Origin of the sequence: Actinomadura syzygii (assembly GCF_008085905.1) — a bacterium.
GTDB lineage: Bacteria > Actinomycetota > Actinomycetes > Streptosporangiales > Streptosporangiaceae > Spirillospora > Spirillospora syzygii.
This window is the reverse complement of the sequence record NZ_VSFF01000001.1, coordinates 13831-29257: the sequence shown is the minus strand read 5'-3', so window position 1 is coordinate 29257 and position 15427 is coordinate 13831. Positions and strand designations below refer to the sequence as shown.

24 protein-coding genes and 1 pseudogene are annotated in these 15427 nt (G+C 67.6%); all 25 read left to right on the top strand.

Going from position 1 to position 15427, the window contains the following annotated elements; genetic code table 11:
• The first annotated feature begins 31 nt into the window (after positions 1-31).
• Entirely contained in the window at positions 32-2143 is a 2112-nt protein-coding gene (fusA, locus tag FXF65_RS00225; protein ID WP_148347479.1) for an elongation factor G, read from the top strand.
• 89 nt (positions 2144-2232) lie between these two features.
• Positions 2233-3426, top strand: a complete 1194-nt coding sequence (gene tuf, locus FXF65_RS00220; RefSeq protein ID WP_148347478.1) for an elongation factor Tu — start codon at positions 2233-2235, stop codon at positions 3424-3426.
• 101 nt (positions 3427-3527) lie between these two features.
• Positions 3528-3836 (top strand): 30S ribosomal protein S10, encoded by a 309-nt coding sequence (rpsJ, locus tag FXF65_RS00215; protein WP_018657599.1) that lies wholly within the window; start codon positions 3528-3530, stop codon positions 3834-3836.
• A 13-nt stretch (positions 3837-3849) separates the two neighbouring features.
• On the top strand, positions 3850-4500 hold the full coding sequence (rplC, locus tag FXF65_RS00210) for a 50S ribosomal protein L3 (protein ID WP_148347477.1): 651 nt from the start codon (positions 3850-3852) through the stop codon (positions 4498-4500).
• Entirely contained in the window at positions 4497-5099 is a 603-nt protein-coding gene (rplD, locus tag FXF65_RS00205; protein ID WP_148347476.1) for a 50S ribosomal protein L4, read from the top strand. The genes rplC and rplD overlap by 4 nt, the downstream gene beginning before the upstream one ends.
• 10 nt (positions 5100-5109) lie before the next feature.
• Positions 5110-5409 carry a 50S ribosomal protein L23 gene (gene rplW, locus FXF65_RS00200; protein WP_148347475.1) on the top strand — a complete coding sequence of 100 codons (300 nt, stop codon included), beginning with the start codon at positions 5110-5112 and terminating at the stop codon, positions 5407-5409.
• 39 nt (positions 5410-5448) lie between these two features.
• The gene (rplB, locus tag FXF65_RS00195) at positions 5449-6282 is read left to right on the top strand and encodes a 50S ribosomal protein L2 (protein ID WP_067889247.1); all 834 of its coding nucleotides are present in this window, start codon (positions 5449-5451) and stop codon (positions 6280-6282) included.
• 12 nt (positions 6283-6294) lie between these two features.
• Positions 6295-6576 carry a 30S ribosomal protein S19 gene (rpsS, locus tag FXF65_RS00190; protein ID WP_148347474.1) on the top strand — a complete coding sequence of 94 codons (282 nt, stop codon included), beginning with the start codon at positions 6295-6297 and terminating at the stop codon, positions 6574-6576.
• 26 nt (positions 6577-6602) lie between these two features.
• Positions 6603-6986 (top strand): 50S ribosomal protein L22, encoded by a 384-nt coding sequence (rplV, locus tag FXF65_RS00185; RefSeq protein WP_067889241.1) that lies wholly within the window; start codon positions 6603-6605, stop codon positions 6984-6986.
• On the top strand, positions 6986-7858 hold the full coding sequence (gene rpsC / locus FXF65_RS00180) for a 30S ribosomal protein S3 (protein WP_148347473.1): 873 nt from the start codon (positions 6986-6988) through the stop codon (positions 7856-7858). Before rplV ends, rpsC begins: the two co-directional genes overlap by 1 nt.
• A gap of 7 nt (positions 7859-7865) precedes the next feature.
• Entirely contained in the window at positions 7866-8285 is a 420-nt protein-coding gene (gene rplP, locus FXF65_RS00175; RefSeq protein WP_148347472.1) for a 50S ribosomal protein L16, read from the top strand.
• A complete protein-coding gene (gene rpmC / locus FXF65_RS00170; protein WP_148347471.1) occupies positions 8285-8521 on the top strand; it encodes a 50S ribosomal protein L29 in 237 nt (78 codons plus the stop codon). The genes rplP and rpmC overlap by 1 nt, the downstream gene beginning before the upstream one ends.
• Positions 8518-8790 (top strand): 30S ribosomal protein S17, encoded by a 273-nt coding sequence (gene rpsQ / locus FXF65_RS00165; RefSeq protein ID WP_067889229.1) that lies wholly within the window; start codon positions 8518-8520, stop codon positions 8788-8790. Before rpmC ends, rpsQ begins: the two co-directional genes overlap by 4 nt.
• Positions 8791-8867: 77 nt before the next feature.
• Positions 8868-9236 (top strand): 50S ribosomal protein L14, encoded by a 369-nt coding sequence (rplN, locus tag FXF65_RS00160; RefSeq protein ID WP_021596728.1) that lies wholly within the window; start codon positions 8868-8870, stop codon positions 9234-9236.
• Positions 9236-9523, top strand: a pseudogene (gene rplX / locus FXF65_RS44990) (50S ribosomal protein L24); the annotation flags it as partial. The gene rplN and the pseudogene rplX, both read left to right, overlap by 1 nt.
• A gap of 148 nt (positions 9524-9671) precedes the next feature.
• A complete protein-coding gene (gene rplE, locus FXF65_RS00150) occupies positions 9672-10247 on the top strand; it encodes a 50S ribosomal protein L5 (protein WP_148347469.1) in 576 nt (191 codons plus the stop codon).
• Positions 10248-10249: 2 nt separating this feature from the next.
• Positions 10250-10435, top strand: a complete 186-nt coding sequence (locus FXF65_RS00145) for a type Z 30S ribosomal protein S14 (protein ID WP_148347468.1) — start codon at positions 10250-10252, stop codon at positions 10433-10435.
• A gap of 157 nt (positions 10436-10592) precedes the next feature.
• Positions 10593-10991, top strand: a complete 399-nt coding sequence (rpsH, locus tag FXF65_RS00135) for a 30S ribosomal protein S8 (RefSeq protein ID WP_148347467.1) — start codon at positions 10593-10595, stop codon at positions 10989-10991.
• 14 nt (positions 10992-11005) lie between these two features.
• Entirely contained in the window at positions 11006-11542 is a 537-nt protein-coding gene (gene rplF, locus FXF65_RS00130; protein WP_148347466.1) for a 50S ribosomal protein L6, read from the top strand.
• A gap of 2 nt (positions 11543-11544) precedes the next feature.
• Positions 11545-11931, top strand: a complete 387-nt coding sequence (rplR, locus tag FXF65_RS00125) for a 50S ribosomal protein L18 (protein WP_148347465.1) — start codon at positions 11545-11547, stop codon at positions 11929-11931.
• A 34-nt stretch (positions 11932-11965) separates the two neighbouring features.
• Positions 11966-12586 carry a 30S ribosomal protein S5 gene (rpsE, locus tag FXF65_RS00120; RefSeq protein ID WP_021596721.1) on the top strand — a complete coding sequence of 207 codons (621 nt, stop codon included), beginning with the start codon at positions 11966-11968 and terminating at the stop codon, positions 12584-12586.
• On the top strand, positions 12583-12765 hold the full coding sequence (rpmD, locus tag FXF65_RS00115) for a 50S ribosomal protein L30 (RefSeq protein WP_148347464.1): 183 nt from the start codon (positions 12583-12585) through the stop codon (positions 12763-12765). Before rpsE ends, rpmD begins: the two co-directional genes overlap by 4 nt.
• 1 nt (position 12766) lies before the next feature.
• Positions 12767-13249, top strand: coding sequence for a 50S ribosomal protein L15 (rplO, locus tag FXF65_RS00110; RefSeq protein ID WP_148347463.1), 483 nt, complete (start codon positions 12767-12769; stop codon positions 13247-13249).
• Positions 13250-13479: 230 nt separating this feature from the next.
• A complete protein-coding gene (secY, locus tag FXF65_RS00105) occupies positions 13480-14775 on the top strand; it encodes a preprotein translocase subunit SecY (RefSeq protein ID WP_148348298.1) in 1296 nt (431 codons plus the stop codon).
• A complete protein-coding gene (locus FXF65_RS00100; protein WP_148347462.1) occupies positions 14775-15425 on the top strand; it encodes an adenylate kinase in 651 nt (216 codons plus the stop codon). Before secY ends, FXF65_RS00100 begins: the two co-directional genes overlap by 1 nt.
• The last annotated feature ends 2 nt before the right edge of the window (positions 15426-15427 follow it).

The following is a 15427-nucleotide window of genomic DNA, read 5'->3' as shown; positions in this document are numbered from 1 at the left end:
ACTGCAACGACGAGACGACGCGAGGACGAAAGTGGCTACCAAAACCGGTGTAGACCTGGCCAAGGTCCGCAACATCGGGATCATGGCCCATATCGACGCGGGCAAGACCACGACGACCGAGCGCATCCTGTACTACACCGGGATGAGCTACAAGATCGGCGAGGTCCACGACGGCGCCGCCACCATGGACTGGATGGAGCAGGAGCAGGAGCGGGGGATCACCATCACCTCCGCCGCCACCACCTGCGAGTGGCCCGTCGATGAGGTCAAGCACACGATCAACATCATCGACACCCCGGGCCACGTCGACTTCACCGTCGAGGTGGAGCGCAACCTGCGGGTCCTCGACGGCGCAGTCGCCGTGTTCGACGGCGTCGCCGGTGTGGAGCCCCAGTCCGAGACGGTGTGGCGGCAGGCCGACCGCTACGGCGTGCCCCGCATGTGCTTCGTCAACAAGCTCGACCGCGTCGGCGCGGAGTTCCACCGCTGCGTCGACATGATCGAGAACCGTCTCAACGCGACGCCGCTCGTGTTGCAGCTTCCGATCGGCGCCGAGTCGGACTTCAAGGGCGTGATCGACCTCGTCACGATGAAGGCCCTCGTGTGGAACGAGGAGGCCAAGCTCGGCGAGATGTACGACACGCTCGACATCCCCGAGACGCACGTCGAGGCCGCTCGCGAGTGGCACGACAAGCTGGTCGAGACCCTCGCCGAGAACGACGACGAGATCATGGAGCTGTACCTGGAGGGCGACGAGCCCACCGCGGAGCAGCTGCACGCCGGCATCCGCCGGGCGACGATCTCCGCGAAGCTCACTCCGGTGCTGTGCGGCACCGCCTTCAAGAACAAGGGCGTGCAGCCGCTGCTGGACGCGATCGTCCGCTACCTGCCGTCGCCGCTGGACGTCGAGGCCATCGAGGGCCACGCCGTCCGCGACGAGGAGAAGGTGCTCTCCCGCAAGCCGAGCGAGGAGGAGCCGTTCTCCGCGCTGGCGTTCAAGATCATGAGCGACCCGCACCTCGGCAAGCTGACCTTCGTGCGCGTCTACTCGGGCGTCATGGAGTCGGGCGCGAACGTGATGAACTCCGTCAAGGAGCGCAAGGAGCGCATCGGGAAGATCTACCGGATGCACGCCAACAAGCGCACCGAGATCGAGCGCGCGGGCGCGGGCGACATCGTCGCGGTGATGGGGCTCAAGCAGACCACCACCGGTGAGACGCTCTGCGACGACAAGGACCCGATCGTCCTGGAGTCGATGAACTTCCCGGCGCCGGTCATCCACGTCGCGATCGAGCCGAAGACCAAGGCCGACCAGCAGAAGCTCGGCACCGCCATCCAGCGGCTCGCCGAGGAGGACCCGTCCTTCCAGGTCCGCACGGACGAGGAGACCGGGCAGACCGTGATCTCCGGCATGGGCGAGCTCCACCTGGAGATCCTCGTCGACCGGATGAAGCGCGAGTTCAAGGTCGACGCCAACGTCGGCCGGCCGCAGGTCGCCTACCGCGAGACGATCACCAAGAAGGTCGAGAAGGTCGAGTACACCCACAAGAAGCAGACGGGTGGCTCCGGCCAGTTCGGCCGCGTGATCATCGACCTGGAGCCGCTCGGCGGCGGGTCGGACGGCTACGAGTTCGTCAACAAGGTCACCGGCGGCCGCATCCCGCGGGAGTACATCCCGTCGGTCGACGCGGGCTGCCAGGAGGCCGCCGAGTTCGGTGTCCTCGCCGGCTACCCGATGGTCGGCGTCAAGGTCACTCTGCAGGACGGCGCCTACCACGAGGTCGACTCGTCGGAAATGGCGTTCAAGGTCGCCGGTTCCATGGCGTTCAAGGAGGCCGCCCGCCGGGCGACCCCCACGCTGCTGGAGCCGATGATGTCCGTCGAGGTCACCACGCCCGAGGACAACATGGGCGATGTGATCGGCGACCTCAACAGCCGCCGCGGTCAGGTCCAGTCAATGGACGAGCGGCACGGCATGCGCGTCATCAAGGCGCTCGTGCCCCTGTCCGAGATGTTCGGCTACGTGGGTGATCTGCGCAGCAAGACCCAGGGCCGGGCTGTCTTCACGATGCAGTTCGACTCCTACGCCGAGGTTCCGGGGAACGTCGCGCAGGAGATCATCGCCAAGGCACGGGGCGAATAGCCAATAACCCCAGCTAGGCCGTAGTCAGATCACAGACGTACATCGAAGCGGTCGTCAAGGCGGCCGAGGATCGCAACAAGGAGCAACCAGTGGCGAAGGCCAAGTTCGAGCGGACCAAGCCGCACGTGAACATCGGCACCATTGGACACATCGACCATGGTAAGACCACGCTTACCGCGGCGATCACCAAGGTGCTTCACGACAAGTACCCGGACCTCAACCCCTTCACGCCGTTCGACGAGATCGACAAGGCGCCGGAGGAGCGCGAGCGCGGCATCACCATCTCGATCGCGCACGTCGAGTACCAGACCGAGGCCCGGCACTACGCGCACGTCGACTGCCCGGGGCACGCCGACTACATCAAGAACATGATCACCGGCGCCGCGCAGATGGACGGCGCGATCCTGGTGGTCGCCGCCACCGACGGCCCGATGCCGCAGACCAAGGAGCACGTGCTCCTGGCCCGCCAGGTCGGCGTCCCCTACATCGTCGTCGCGCTGAACAAGTGCGACATGGTGGACGACGAGGAGATCCTCGAGCTCGTCGAGCTTGAGGTCCGCGAGCTGCTCACCGAGTACGAGTTCCCGGGCGACGACGTGCCGGTCGTGCGCGTCTCCGCGTTCCAGGCCCTCCAGGGCGACGAGAAGTGGGCCGCCTCCATCGGCGAGCTCATGGACGCCGTCGACGAGAACGTGCCGGAGCCGGTCCGCGACATCGACAAGCCGTTCCTGATGCCGATCGAGGACGTCTTCTCGATCACCGGCCGCGGCACCGTCGTGACCGGCCGCATCGAGCGCGGTGTCGTGAACGTCAACGAGACCGTCGACATCATCGGCATCAAGAACGAGAAGACCACGACGACCGTCACCGGCGTCGAGATGTTCCGCAAGCTGCTCGACCAGGGCCAGGCGGGCGACAACGTCGGCCTGCTGCTGCGCGGTGTCAAGCGCGAGGACGTCGAGCGCGGCCAGTGTGTCATCAAGCCGGGCACCACGACCCCGCACACCGAGTTCGAGGCGCAGGTCTACATCCTGTCCAAGGACGAGGGCGGCCGCCACACGCCGTTCTTCAACAACTACCGTCCGCAGTTCTACTTCCGGACCACGGACGTCACCGGCGTGGTGAACCTCCCCGAGGGCACCGAGATGGTCATGCCGAGCGACAACACCGAGATGCGCGTCGAGCTGATCCAGCCCGTCGCCATGGAGGAGGGCCTGAAGTTCGCCATCCGCGAGGGCGGCCGGACGGTCGGCTCGGGTCGCGTCACCAAGGTCATCAAGTAGCACCCCTCATGGCAGCGGCGGCCCGGCCGCCCAAGGCAGGGCCGCCGCCGCCGTGAACCGAAGTAAACAGCGGCACTACAGCAAAGGACACCGAGGCCACCATGGCGGGACAGAAGATCCGCATCCGGCTCAAGGCCTACGACCACGAGGTCATCGACACCTCCGCGAAGAAGATCGTTGAGACGGTGACGCGGACGGGCGCCAAGGTCGCGGGCCCGGTGCCGCTGCCGACCGAGAAGAACGTGTACTGCGTCATCCGCTCGCCGCACAAGTACAAGGACAGCCGCGAGCACTTCGAGATGCGCACGCACAAGCGGTTGATCGACATCATCGACCCGACGCCCAAGACGGTCGACTCGCTGATGCGACTCGACCTTCCGGCCGGCGTTGACATCGAGATCAAGCTCTGAGGGACGCACCGAAATGAGTACGCAAAGGAAGGGCGTCCTGGGCGAGAAGCTCGGCATGACCCAGGTCTTCGACGATGAGGGCCGGATCGTCCCGGTGACCGTCGTCCAGGCCGGGCCGTGTGTCGTCACCCAGCTCAAGAACCAGGAGAAGGACGGCTACAGCGCCGTCCAGATCGGGTTCGGGCAGATCGACCCGCGCAAGGTGAACAAGCCGCGCTCGGGTCACTTCGAGAAGGCCGGCGTCACGCCGCGCCGCTACCTCGTCGAACTGCGGGCGGACGACACCACCGAGTACGAACTCGGCCAGGAGATCACCGCCAGCGTCTTCGAGGCCGGCCAGAAGATCGACGTGACCGGCACGAGCAAGGGCAAGGGCACCGCGGGTGTCATGAAGCGCCACGGGTTCAAGGGCCTCGGCGCCTCGCACGGCACCCAGCGCAAGCACCGCTCCCCGGGTTCGATCGGCGGCTGCGCGACCCCCGGTCGCGTCTTCAAGGGCCTCCGCATGGCGGGGCGGCACGGCAACGCCCGCACCACCGTGCAGAACCTGACCGTCCACGCCGTCGACGCGGAGAAGAACCTGCTGCTGATCAAGGGCGCGGTTCCCGGTCCCAACGGCGGCGTGGTGCTGGTCCGCGACGCAGTGAAGGGGACGGGCAAGTGACGACCAAGCTCGACATCGACCTGCCCGCGGAGGTCTTCGACGCGAAGACCAGCGTGCCGCTGATCCACCAGGTCGTGGTGGCCCAGCTGGCCGCGGCCCGGCAGGGGACGCACGCCACGAAGACGCGCGGCGACGTGCGCGGCGGCGGCAAGAAGCCGTACCGGCAGAAGGGCACCGGACGCGCCCGCCAGGGCTCGACCCGCGCGCCCCAGTTCGCCGGCGGCGGCGCCGTCCACGGCCCGCAGCCGCGCGACTACTCGCAGCGGACGCCCAAGAAGATGAAGGCCGCCGCGCTCCGCGGCGCGCTGTCCGACCGCGCCCGGTACGGCCGGGTCCACGTGGTCGACCAGCTCATCGAGGGCGACACCCCGAAGACGAAGACGGCGCTGACCGCGCTGCGCGAGGTCACCGGGGCCAAGCGCGTCCTCCTGGTCCTGCACCGCGACGACGAGCTGACCTGGAAGAGCCTGCGCAACGAGCCGAGCGTGCACGTGCTCGTCTCCGACCAGCTCAACACCTACGACGTGCTGGTGAACGACGACGTCGTCTTCACGAAGACGGCGTACGACGAGTTCATCTCGCGCGCGGCGAAGAAGTAAGGAGGGTCGAATGAACAAGATCGCCGACCCCCGCGACATCATCATCGCGCCGGTCGTCTCGGAGAAGAGCTACGGGCTGCTGGACGAGAACAAGTACACGTTCATCGTGCGCCCGGACGCCAACAAGACCCAGATCAAGCAGGCGGTCGAGAAGGTGTTCGGCGTCAAGGTGACGAGCGTGAACACCCTCAACCGGCAGGGCAAGCGCAAGCGCACCCGGTTCGGCTACGGCAAGCGCAAGGACACCAAGCGCGCCATCGTCAGCCTGGCCGAGGGCGAGCGGATCGACATCTTCGGCGGCACGGCCTGACGGCCGCACCCCGAAGCAGACAAGGGATGAACGAATAAGATGGGCATCCGTAACTACAAGCCGACGACTCCCGGGCGTCGCGGCTCCAGCGTGGCCGACTTCGTCGAGATCACGCGCAGCGAGCCGGAGAAGTCGCTGCTGCGTCCGCTCCCCAAGAAGGGCGGCCGCAACAACCACGGCCGCATCACGACCCGGCACCAGGGCGGTGGGCACAAGCGCGCCTACCGCGTGATCGACTTCCGCCGGCACGACAAGGACGGCGTCCCGGCGAAGGTCGCGCACATCGAGTACGACCCGAACCGCACCGCGCGGATCGCGCTGCTGCACTACGTGGACGGCGAGAAGCGCTACATCCTCGCCCCCCGCGGCCTCAAGCAGGGCGACCGGGTGGAGAACGGGCCGAGCGCGGACATCAAGCCGGGCAACTGCCTGCCGCTGCGCAACATCCCGACCGGTACGGTCATCCACGCCATCGAGCTGCGGCCCGGCGGCGGCGCCAAGATCGCCCGCAGTGCGGGCGCGGGCGTCCAGCTGCTGGCCAAGGAGGGCAAGTACGCCACGCTCCGCATGCCGTCCGGCGAGATGCGGATGGTGGACGTGCGCTGCCGCGCGACGGTCGGCGAGGTCGGCAACGCCGAGCAGTCCAACATCAACTGGGGCAAGGCCGGCCGCATGCGGTGGAAGGGCAAGCGCCCGACCGTCCGCGGCGTGGCCATGAACCCGATCGACCACCCGCACGGTGGTGGTGAGGGCAAGACCTCCGGTGGTCGGCACCCGGTGAACCCGGCCGGCAAGAAGGAAGGCCGCACCCGCAAGGCGAACAAGCCGAGCGACCGGCTCATCGTCCGTCGTCGCAGCAAGAAGAAGCGGTAGGAGACGCTCGTCATGCCACGTAGCCTCAAGAAGGGCCCCTTCGTGGACGACCACCTCATGAAGAAGGTGGACGTCCAGAACGAGAAGGGGACCAAGAACGTCATCAAGACGTGGTCGCGGCGCTCCATGATCGTGCCGGACATGATCGGTCACACGATCGCCGTGCACGACGGCCGCAAGCACGTCCCGGTGTTCGTCACCGACGCCATGGTGGGGCACAAGCTCGGCGAGTTCGCGCCGACGCGGACGTTCCGCAGCCACGTCAAGGAAGACCGCCGCAGCCGTCGCGGCTGACCAGGCAGAGCAGAGAGGGAACAGCGATGGAAGCCAGGGCCCAGGCGCGGTTCATCCGCGTCACGCCCAGGAAGGCCCGCCGCGTGGTGGACCTCATCCGCGGCCTTTCCGCCGCGGAGGCTCAGGCGGTGCTGCGGTTCGCCCCCCAGGCTGCGAGTGAGCCGGTGGGCAAGGTGCTGGCGAGCGCCATCGCCAACGCCGAGCACAACTTCAAGCTCGACTCGGACACGCTCGTCGTGAGCCGTGCGTGGGTGGACGAGGGACCGACGCTCAAGCGGTTCCGTCCCCGCGCCCAGGGCCGGGCTTACCGCATCAACAAGCGCACGAGCCACATCACCGTTGTCGTGGAGTCGCGGGACGAAGCCGCCTCCGCGTCCGGTGGCGGTCGGAAGACGAGGAGGGCCCGCTAGTGGGTCAGAAGATCAACCCGCACGGGTTCCGGCTCGGCATCACCACCGACCACAAGAGCGTGTGGTTCGCCGACAAGCTCTACAAGGACTACGTCAAGGAAGACGTCCAGATCCGGCGCATGCTGCAGAAGGGCATGGACCGGGCGGGCATCTCCAAGGTGGAGATCGAGCGCACCCGGGACCGTGTCGAGGTCAACATCCACACGGCCCGGCCGGGCATCGTCATCGGCCGCCGCGGCGCGGAGGCCGAGCGCCTGCGCGGCGACCTGGAGAAGCTGACCGGCAAGCAGGTCCGGCTGAACATCCTCGAGGTCAAGAACCCCGAGATCGACGCGCAGCTCGTCGCGCAGGGCGTGGCCGAGCAGCTGTCCAGCCGCGTCGCGTTCCGCCGCGCCATGCGCAAGGCGATCCAGTCCGCGATGAAGTCCGGCGCCAAGGGCATCAAGGTGCAGTGCGGCGGCCGTCTCGGCGGCGCCGAGATGTCGCGGTCGGAGTTCTACCGCGAGGGCCAGGTCCCGCTGCACACGCTGCGCGCCGAGATCGACTACGGCTTCTACGAGGCCCGGACGACGTTCGGCCGCATCGGCGTCAAGGTGTGGATCTACAAGGGCGAGGCCGCGGCGACGCGCGCCGAGCGCGAGCAGAAGGCCGCGCAGCAGCGCGCCGCAGGCGGCGGCGGTGGCCGTGAGCGCCGCGGCGGCGGCGGCGAGCGCCGTGGCGGCGGCGGCCGTGGCGGTCGCGGTGGACGCGGCGGCGCCGGTGGCGGCGGCGAGCGCGGCGGCCGCGGCGGCGGCGGCGAGCAGAAGCAGCAGCAGGTTTCCGAGCAGCAGGCCCCGGCGGCCGAGGCTGCTCCGCAGGGTGAGGGGAGCTGAGTAACCGATGCTGATCCCTCGCAAGGTCAAGCACCGCAAGCAGCACCACCCGAGGCGCCGTGGCATGGCCAAGGGCGGCACGCGGGTGGCTTTCGGCGAGTACGGCATCCAGGCCATCGAGAGCGCGTACGTGACCAACCGGCAGATCGAGGCCGCGCGTATCGCGATGACCCGCCACATCAAGCGCGGCGGCAAGGTGTGGATCAACATCTTCCCGGACCGCCCGCTGACCAAGAAGCCCGCCGAGACCCGCATGGGCTCCGGCAAGGGCTCGGTCGAGTGGTGGGTGGCCAACATCAAGCCGGGCCGCGTGCTCTTCGAGATCTCCTACCCGAACGAGCAGGTCGCTCGGGAGGCGCTCACACGCGCGATCCACAAGCTGCCCATGAAGTGCAAGATCGTGAAGCGAGAGGTTGGTGAGTCCTGATGGCCAAGGGTCTTACCGCCGACGACCTTCGGACCGAGCCCGAGGACGTCCTGTACACCAAGCTGAAGGAGGCGAAGGAGGAGCTGTTCAACCTGCGCTTCCAGGCCGCCACCGGTCAGCTTGAGAGCCACGGGCGGCTGCGGGCCGTGAAGAAGGAGATCGCCCGCATCTACACGGTGCTGCAGGAGCGCGAGCTCGGCATCGTCACGGTCAAGGACGCCGAGGAGAGCGAATGACCGAGCAGCAGACCGCGGCGCGCAGCAGCCGCAAGATCCTTGAGGGCCTCGTGGTCAGCGACAAGATGGACAAGACCGTCGTCGTGTCCGTCGAGGACCGCGTGAAGCACGCGAAGTACCACAAGGTGATCCGCCGCACGAAGAACTACAAGGCGCACGACGAGGCCAACGAGTGTGGCGTCGGCGACCGCGTCCGTCTCATGGAGACCCGGCCGCTGTCGGCCACCAAGCGGTGGCGCGTGGTCGAGATCCTCGAGAAGGCCAAGTAATTACCGGTTCCACCAGGCTGATCGCCCCCGGCCGTGAGCCAACGCGATCAGAACCGGTGTGACGAACAGGAGTCAACGTGATCCAGCAGGAGTCGCGACTCAAAGTCGCCGACAACACGGGTGCGAAGGAGATCCTTTGCATCCGCGTTCTCGGCGGCTCGGGTCGGCGCTACGCGGGAGTCGGCGACATCATCGTCGCGACGGTGAAGGACGCCCTTCCCGGCGCGGGCGTGAAGAAGGGTGACGTCGTCAAGGCGGTCGTCGTGCGCACCCGCAAGGAGCGCCGGCGTCCGGACGGCTCCTACATCCGCTTCGACGAGAACGCCGCCGTCCTGATCAAGGACGGTGGAGACCCCCGGGGCACCCGAATCTTCGGCCCGGTGGGCCGCGAACTGCGCGAGAAGAAGTTCATGCGCATCATCTCGCTCGCGCCGGAGGTGCTCTGATGAAGATCCGCAAGGGCGACGAGGTCATCGTCCTCGCCGGCAAGGACCGGGGCGCGACCGGCAAGGTCCTGCGCGTCATCCCGCGCGAGGACCGGGTCGTCGTCGAGGGCGTCAACCTCATCACCAAGAACATCAAGGCCGACCAGCAGCGGGCGGGCAAGGAGAGCGGCCGCGTCACGGTCGAGGCTCCGCTGCACGTCAGCAACGTCTCGCTGGCCGAGAACGGCGCGCCGGTCCGGATCGGCTACGAGATCGACGAGGACGGCAACAAGGTCCGGGTCACGCGCCCGCACAAGAGCCGCGCCAAGTCGTCGGGCAAGGCGAGCAAGGCCAAGTCCTCCGCCAAGTCCTCCGCCAAGTCCGCGAAGGCGGCCAAGCCCGCCGAGGCGGCCGAGAGCGACGAGGCGGCCGAGGCCGCGAAGGAGCCCGCTTCCGATGACTGAGACCGTGACCGAGCGTCCCGTCCCGACGCCGAGGCTCAAGGTCCGCTACCGCGAGGAGATCGCGGGCGCGATGCGCGAGCAGTTCGGCTACGCCAACGTGATGCAGATCCCCACGCTGACCAAGATCGTGGTCAACATGGGCGTCGGCGACGCGGCGAAGGACGCCAAGCTCATCGAGGGCGCGATCCGCGACCTGTCGCTGATCACCGGCCAGAAGCCGGCCGTGAACCGGGCCCGCAAGTCCATCGCGCAGTTCAAGCTGCGCGAGGGCATGCCGATCGGCGCGCACACGACGCTGCGCGGCGACCGCATGTGGGAGTTCCTCGACCGGCTGCTCGCCACGGCGCTGCCCCGCATCCGTGACTTCCGCGGCCTGTCGCCGAAGCAGTTCGACGGCAACGGCAACTACACGTTCGGGCTGACCGAGCAGGTCATGTTCCACGAGGTCGACCCGGACAAGGTCGACCGGCAGCGGGGCATGGACATCACGGTCGTCACGACCGCGAAGACCGACGAGGAGGGCCGGGCGCTGCTCAAGCACCTGGGCTTCCCCTTCAAGGAGAACTGAGCATGGCGAAGAAGTCGCTGATCGCCAAGGCCGCGCGGAAGCCGAAGTTCGCGGTCCGCGCGTACACTCGGTGCTCGCGCTGCGGCCGTCCGCGTTCCGTCTACCGCAAGTTCGGCCTGTGCCGGATCTGCTTCCGGGAGATGGCGCACCGCGGCGAGCTGCCCGGCATCACGAAGTCGAGCTGGTGAACCGCCGTCCCGGGTCCGCGCCGTCCGCGCCGCCCCCGGGACGCGGGCACCGGCCAGTAATGACCGACCGGGCATCCGACCGGATGCCCATGACCGCGCCAAAGGTCCACGGGCCGAGCGGACCGAGGAAACCGTGGCGAGGGAGGGCCAGTAGGCCATGACGATGACCGACCCGATCGCAGACATGCTGACACGTCTGCGGAACGCGAATTCGGCGTACCACGACTCCGTGGCGATGCCGTACTCGAAGATCAAGGCGCACATCGCCGAGATCCTCCAGCAGGAGGGCTACATCTCGGGCTGGAGCGTGCAGGACGCCAAGGTCGGCAAGGAGCTCATGATCGAGCTCAAGTTCGGGCCGACCCGGGAGCGTTCGATCGCCGGCATCAAGCGCGTCTCGAAGCCGGGTCTGCGCGTGTACGCGAAGAAGGACAACCTGCCGAGGGTCCTCGGCGGCCTGGGCGTCGCGATCATCTCGACGTCCTCCGGGCTGATGACGGACCGGCAGGCGGGCAAGCGCGGCGTGGGCGGCGAAGTCCTCGCCTACGTGTGGTGAGGGGGTTCTGACCAATGTCTCGAATCGGACGCAGCCCCATCACCGTGCCCGGCGGTGTCGAGGTCACCCTCGACGGCCGTGAGGTCGTCGTCAAGGGGCCGAAGGGCACGCTGTCGCACACCGTCGCCGACCCCATCGAGGTCAAGCAGGAGGACGGCTCGATCGTCGTCTCCCGGCCGAACGACCTCAACAAGGTCCGCGGACTGCACGGGCTCACTCGGACGCTGATCAACAACATGGTCGTCGGCGTGACCGAGGGCTACAAGAAGACCCTGGTGATCCAGGGCGTCGGTTACCGCGTGGTGGCCAAGGGCAAGAACCTCGAGTTCTCGCTCGGGTACAGCCACCCGATCGTCGTCGAGCCGCCCGAGGGCATCAACTTCACGGTGGAGCGGCCGACCCAGCTGATCGTCGAGGGCATCGACAAGCAGAAGGTCGGCGAGGTCGCCGCGAACATCCGCAAGCTGCGCAAGCCCGACCCGTACAAGGGCAAGGGCGTGCGGTACGAGGGCGAGCAGATCCGCCGCAAGGTCGGAAAGGCTGGTAAGTAGTCATGGCAGGCACGAAGACCCTGGCCGGCAAGGCCACGTCGGCGCGGGCCAAGTCCCGCAAGCGCCGGCACCTGCGGGTCCGCAAGAGGGTCCTCGGCACCGCCGAGCGTCCCCGCCTGGTCGTGACGCGGTCCACCCGGCACGTGTTCGTCCAGGTCATCGACGACGACAAGGGCCACACGCTGGCCAGCGCGTCCACGATGGAGGCCGACCTGCGCGCCGACTCCGGCGACAAGACGGCCAAGTCCCGCAAGGTCGGCGAGATCGTCGCCGAGCGCGCGAAGCAGGCCGGCGTGTCCGCGGTCGTGTTCGACCGCGGCGGCAACAAGTACCACGGGCGCATCGCCGCCGTCGCGGACGGCGCCCGCGAGGGGGGCCTCGAGCTCTGATGGCCCTTACCAAGGTGAACGAGAGGAACCACTGATGGCAGCGCAGAGGCGTGGAGGCGGTCAGGGTGGCGACCGTCGCGACCGCCGCGACGACCGCCGCGGTGGCGCCGACAAGGGCCAGTCGTACATCGAGAAGGTCGTGGCGATCAACCGTGTCGCCAAGGTCGTCAAGGGCGGGCGTCGCTTCAGCTTCACCGCCCTGGTGATCGTCGGTGACGGCAACGGCACCGTCGGCGTCGGCTACGGCAAGGCCAAGGAGGTGCCCGCGGCGATCGCCAAGGGCGTCGAGGAGGCCAAGAAGCACTTCTTCAAGGTGCCGCGGATCCAGGGCACCATCCCGCACCTGGTGCAGGCGCGGGACGCGGCGGGCGAGGTCCTGCTGCGTCCGGCGAGCCCCGGCACCGGCGTGATCGCGGGTGGCCCGGTGCGCGCCGTGCTGGAGTGCGCGGGCATCCACGACGTGCTGAGCAAGTCGCTGGGCAGCGACAACGCGATCAACATCGTGCACGCGACGATCGCGGGGCTGAAGGCGCTGAAGCGTCCGGAGGAGATCGCGGCCAAGCGCGGCCTGCCGATCGAGGACGTCGCCCCGGCCGCGATGCTGCGCGCCCGCGCCGCGGGCAGCGAGCCCAGGGCGGAGGCGGCCGCGTCATGAGCCAGCTCAGGATCACGCAGAAGAAGTCCGTGATCAGCGAGAAGCAGAACCAGCGTGACACGCTGCGCACCCTCGGCCTGAAGAAGATCGGGCAGAGCGTCGTCCGCGAGGACCGCCCCGAGGTGCTCGGCATGATCCGGACGGTGGCGCACCTCGTCACCGTCGAGGAGGTCGACTGAGATGGCTGATCTCTCCAAGCAGGACGCCCCGGAGGCGGAGGGCACTCCGCTGAAGGTGCACGACCTGCGTCCGGCCCCCGGCGCCAACCGCAAGAAGACCCGCAAGGGCCGCGGCGAGGCGTCCAAGGGCAAGACGGCGGGACGCGGCACCAAGGGCACGAAGGCCCGCGGCACCGTGCCCGTCGGCTTCGAGGGCGGCCAGATGCCGTTGATCCGCCGGGTTCCGAAGCTCAAGGGCTTCAAGAACCCGAACCGGGTCGAGTTCCAGGTCGTGAACCTGGACAAGCTCGCCGCGCTCTACCCCGAGGGCGGCGAGGTCACGGCGGACGATCTGGCGGCCCGTGGCGCGGTGCGCCGCGGCCGTCCGGTCAAGGTTCTCGGCACCGGCGAGATCTCTGTCGCGGTTCGGGTGAAGGCTCACGCTTTTTCCGGATCCGCGAAGGAGAAGATCGCCGCGGCCGGTGGAACCGCCGACGAGCTGTAAAAAGGATCACTTCCGATGCCGGGGCCGCGCTCGCGAGACCCCCGGGGCCGAGAGGCCGCGGGGTCGCGTGGGGCGGCCCCGGTCGCATCTGCTGTTAGAGTCACTGCGGCGAAGGTGTTCGCGTGAGATTGCACACTCCCACCTCTCACCCGGTATCCTCCGCCCGAACTCATGGAGTTTGTTAACCGGCCCTCGGCGGCCATGAACTCGCCAGTCACGCAGGAGGAATGGTGCTGACCGCGTTCGCACGGGCTTTTCGTACGCCTGACCTGCGTAAGAAACTGTTCTTCACGCTGTTCATGATCTTGGTGTTCCGGCTCGGTTCCATCATGCCGACGCCGAACGTCAACGTGGAGGTGTTGAAACAGACCGCGGACGCGGCCAAGAAGAGCAACCAGCTCTACGGGCTCGTCGACCTGTTCAGCGGCGGAGCGCTCCTGAAGCTCTCGATCTTCGCGCTGGGCATCATGCCGTACATCACGGCGAGCATCATCCTTCAGTTGCTCACGGTGGTGATCCCGCGCCTTGAGGCCCTCAAGAAGGAGGGCCAGGCCGGCACCACGAAGATCACCCAGTACACCCGGTACCTGACCGTCGGGTTGGCGATCCTCCAGGCGACCGGCATCGTCGCGATGGCGAGCACCGGGCAGCTCTTCCAGAGCGTGTCCGGCAAGGGCGAGATCCTCTACGACACCGGCATCTTCCCCATCATCACCATGGTGATCTGCATGGTGGCGGGCACGACGGTCATCATGTGGCTGGGCGAGCTGGTCACCGACCGCGGCGTCGGCAACGGGATGTCGATCCTGATCTTCACCCAGGTCGTCGCGGTGTTCCCCGCCCAGTTCTGGAGCATCTACAAGTCCAAGAACGGCTTCGTCTTCGCGCTGGTGCTCATCGTCGGCCTCGCCATCATGGCGGGCGTCGTGTTCGTCGAGCAGGCGCAGCGCCGGATCCCCGTCCAGTACGCCAAGCGGATGGTCGGACGGCGCATGTACGGCGGCACGTCGACCTACATTCCGCTGAAGGTCAACCAGGCCGGCATCATCCCGATCATCTTCGCGTCGTCGCTGCTCTACCTGCCGGTGCTCGCGACGCAGCTGTGGCCGAACACGAAGTGGCTGCAGAAGATCCAGCCGTACCTCCAGCAGGACAACGCCTGGCACATGGCGATCTTCTTCGTCTTCATCATCTTCTTCACCTACTTCTACGTGGCGATCACGTTCAACCCCACTGAAGTAGCCGACAACATGAAGAAGTATGGTGGATTCATCCCAGGTATCCGTCCTGGTCGGCCGACCGCCGAATACCTCGACTTCGTGCTGACTCGGATCACCACACCCGGTGCGCTGTACCTGGGGCTGGTGTCGCTGATCCCGATGGTCGCGTTCGCACTCCTGAACGCGAGCCAGGACTTCCCCTTCGGCGGCACGAGCATCCTCATCATCGTCGGCGTCGGACTGGATACCGTGAAGCAGATCGAGAGTCAGCTCCAGCAGCGCAACTACGAGGGCTTCCTCCGGTAGTGCGTATCGTCCTGGTGGGCCCCCCGGGTGCGGGCAAGGGGACACAGGCCCAGTTCATCGCGTCTCATCTGTCCGTCCCGAAGATCTCGACAGGTGACATCTTCCGCGCCAACGTGAGCGGGGGCACGGAGCTCGGCCGGCAGGCGAAGCAGTTCATGGACCGCGGCGACCTCGTCCCGGACGAGGTCACGATCGCCATGGTCCGCGACCGGCTCGGCGAGGAAGACGCCCGCGACGGTTTCCTGCTGGACGGCTTCCCCCGCAACGTCCCGCAGGCGGAGACGCTGAAGAAGATCCTGGCCGAGTGGAGCAACCGCCTCGACCTCGTCCTCGAACTGGTCGTGGACGAGGACGAGGTCGTCCGCCGGCTGTCCGGCCGCCGCACCTGCGACCGCTGCGGCCGGATCTGGCACGTCGACTTCGACGACAAGCAGGACGACATCTGCGACGACTGCGGCGGGCACCTGTTCCAGCGCGACGACGACAAGGAAGAGGTCGTCATGCATCGCCTGGAGGTGTACCAGCACGACACGGCTCCGCTGGTGCAGTTCTACGCGGACGAGGGCATCCTCGTCGGCATCGACGCCACCGGGCCCGTCGAAGAGGTCACGAAGCGCGCGCTGTCGGCCCTCCGCCCGCTCGAAGACTGACG

What these genes read in the sequence shown, in the direction of transcription:
- rplF (WP_148347466.1), top strand. Translation starts at nt 11,006, where the DNA reads ATGTCTCGAATCGGACGCAGCCCCATCACCGTGCCCGGCGGTGTCGAG.
- rplV (WP_067889241.1), top strand. Translation starts at nt 6,603, where the DNA reads ATGGAAGCCAGGGCCCAGGCGCGGTTCATCCGCGTCACGCCCAGGAAG.
- rpsJ (WP_018657599.1), top strand. Translation starts at nt 3,528, where the DNA reads ATGGCGGGACAGAAGATCCGCATCCGGCTCAAGGCCTACGACCACGAG.
- rpsS (WP_148347474.1), top strand. Translation starts at nt 6,295, where the DNA reads ATGCCACGTAGCCTCAAGAAGGGCCCCTTCGTGGACGACCACCTCATG.
- FXF65_RS00145 (WP_148347468.1), top strand. Translation starts at nt 10,250, where the DNA reads ATGGCGAAGAAGTCGCTGATCGCCAAGGCCGCGCGGAAGCCGAAGTTC.
- rplC (WP_148347477.1), top strand. Translation starts at nt 3,850, where the DNA reads ATGAGTACGCAAAGGAAGGGCGTCCTGGGCGAGAAGCTCGGCATGACC.
- rplB (WP_067889247.1), top strand. Translation starts at nt 5,449, where the DNA reads ATGGGCATCCGTAACTACAAGCCGACGACTCCCGGGCGTCGCGGCTCC.
- rpsH (WP_148347467.1), top strand. Translation starts at nt 10,593, where the DNA reads ATGACGATGACCGACCCGATCGCAGACATGCTGACACGTCTGCGGAAC.
- rplR (WP_148347465.1), top strand. Translation starts at nt 11,545, where the DNA reads ATGGCAGGCACGAAGACCCTGGCCGGCAAGGCCACGTCGGCGCGGGCC.
- rpsE (WP_021596721.1), top strand. Translation starts at nt 11,966, where the DNA reads ATGGCAGCGCAGAGGCGTGGAGGCGGTCAGGGTGGCGACCGTCGCGAC.
- rpmC (WP_148347471.1), top strand. Translation starts at nt 8,285, where the DNA reads ATGGCCAAGGGTCTTACCGCCGACGACCTTCGGACCGAGCCCGAGGAC.
- rpmD (WP_148347464.1), top strand. Translation starts at nt 12,583, where the DNA reads ATGAGCCAGCTCAGGATCACGCAGAAGAAGTCCGTGATCAGCGAGAAG.
- rplW (WP_148347475.1), top strand. Translation starts at nt 5,110, where the DNA reads ATGAACAAGATCGCCGACCCCCGCGACATCATCATCGCGCCGGTCGTC.
- rpsQ (WP_067889229.1), top strand. Translation starts at nt 8,518, where the DNA reads ATGACCGAGCAGCAGACCGCGGCGCGCAGCAGCCGCAAGATCCTTGAG.
- rplE (WP_148347469.1), top strand. Translation starts at nt 9,672, where the DNA reads ATGACTGAGACCGTGACCGAGCGTCCCGTCCCGACGCCGAGGCTCAAG.
- rplO (WP_148347463.1), top strand. Translation starts at nt 12,767, where the DNA reads ATGGCTGATCTCTCCAAGCAGGACGCCCCGGAGGCGGAGGGCACTCCG.
- rplP (WP_148347472.1), top strand. Translation starts at nt 7,866, where the DNA reads ATGCTGATCCCTCGCAAGGTCAAGCACCGCAAGCAGCACCACCCGAGG.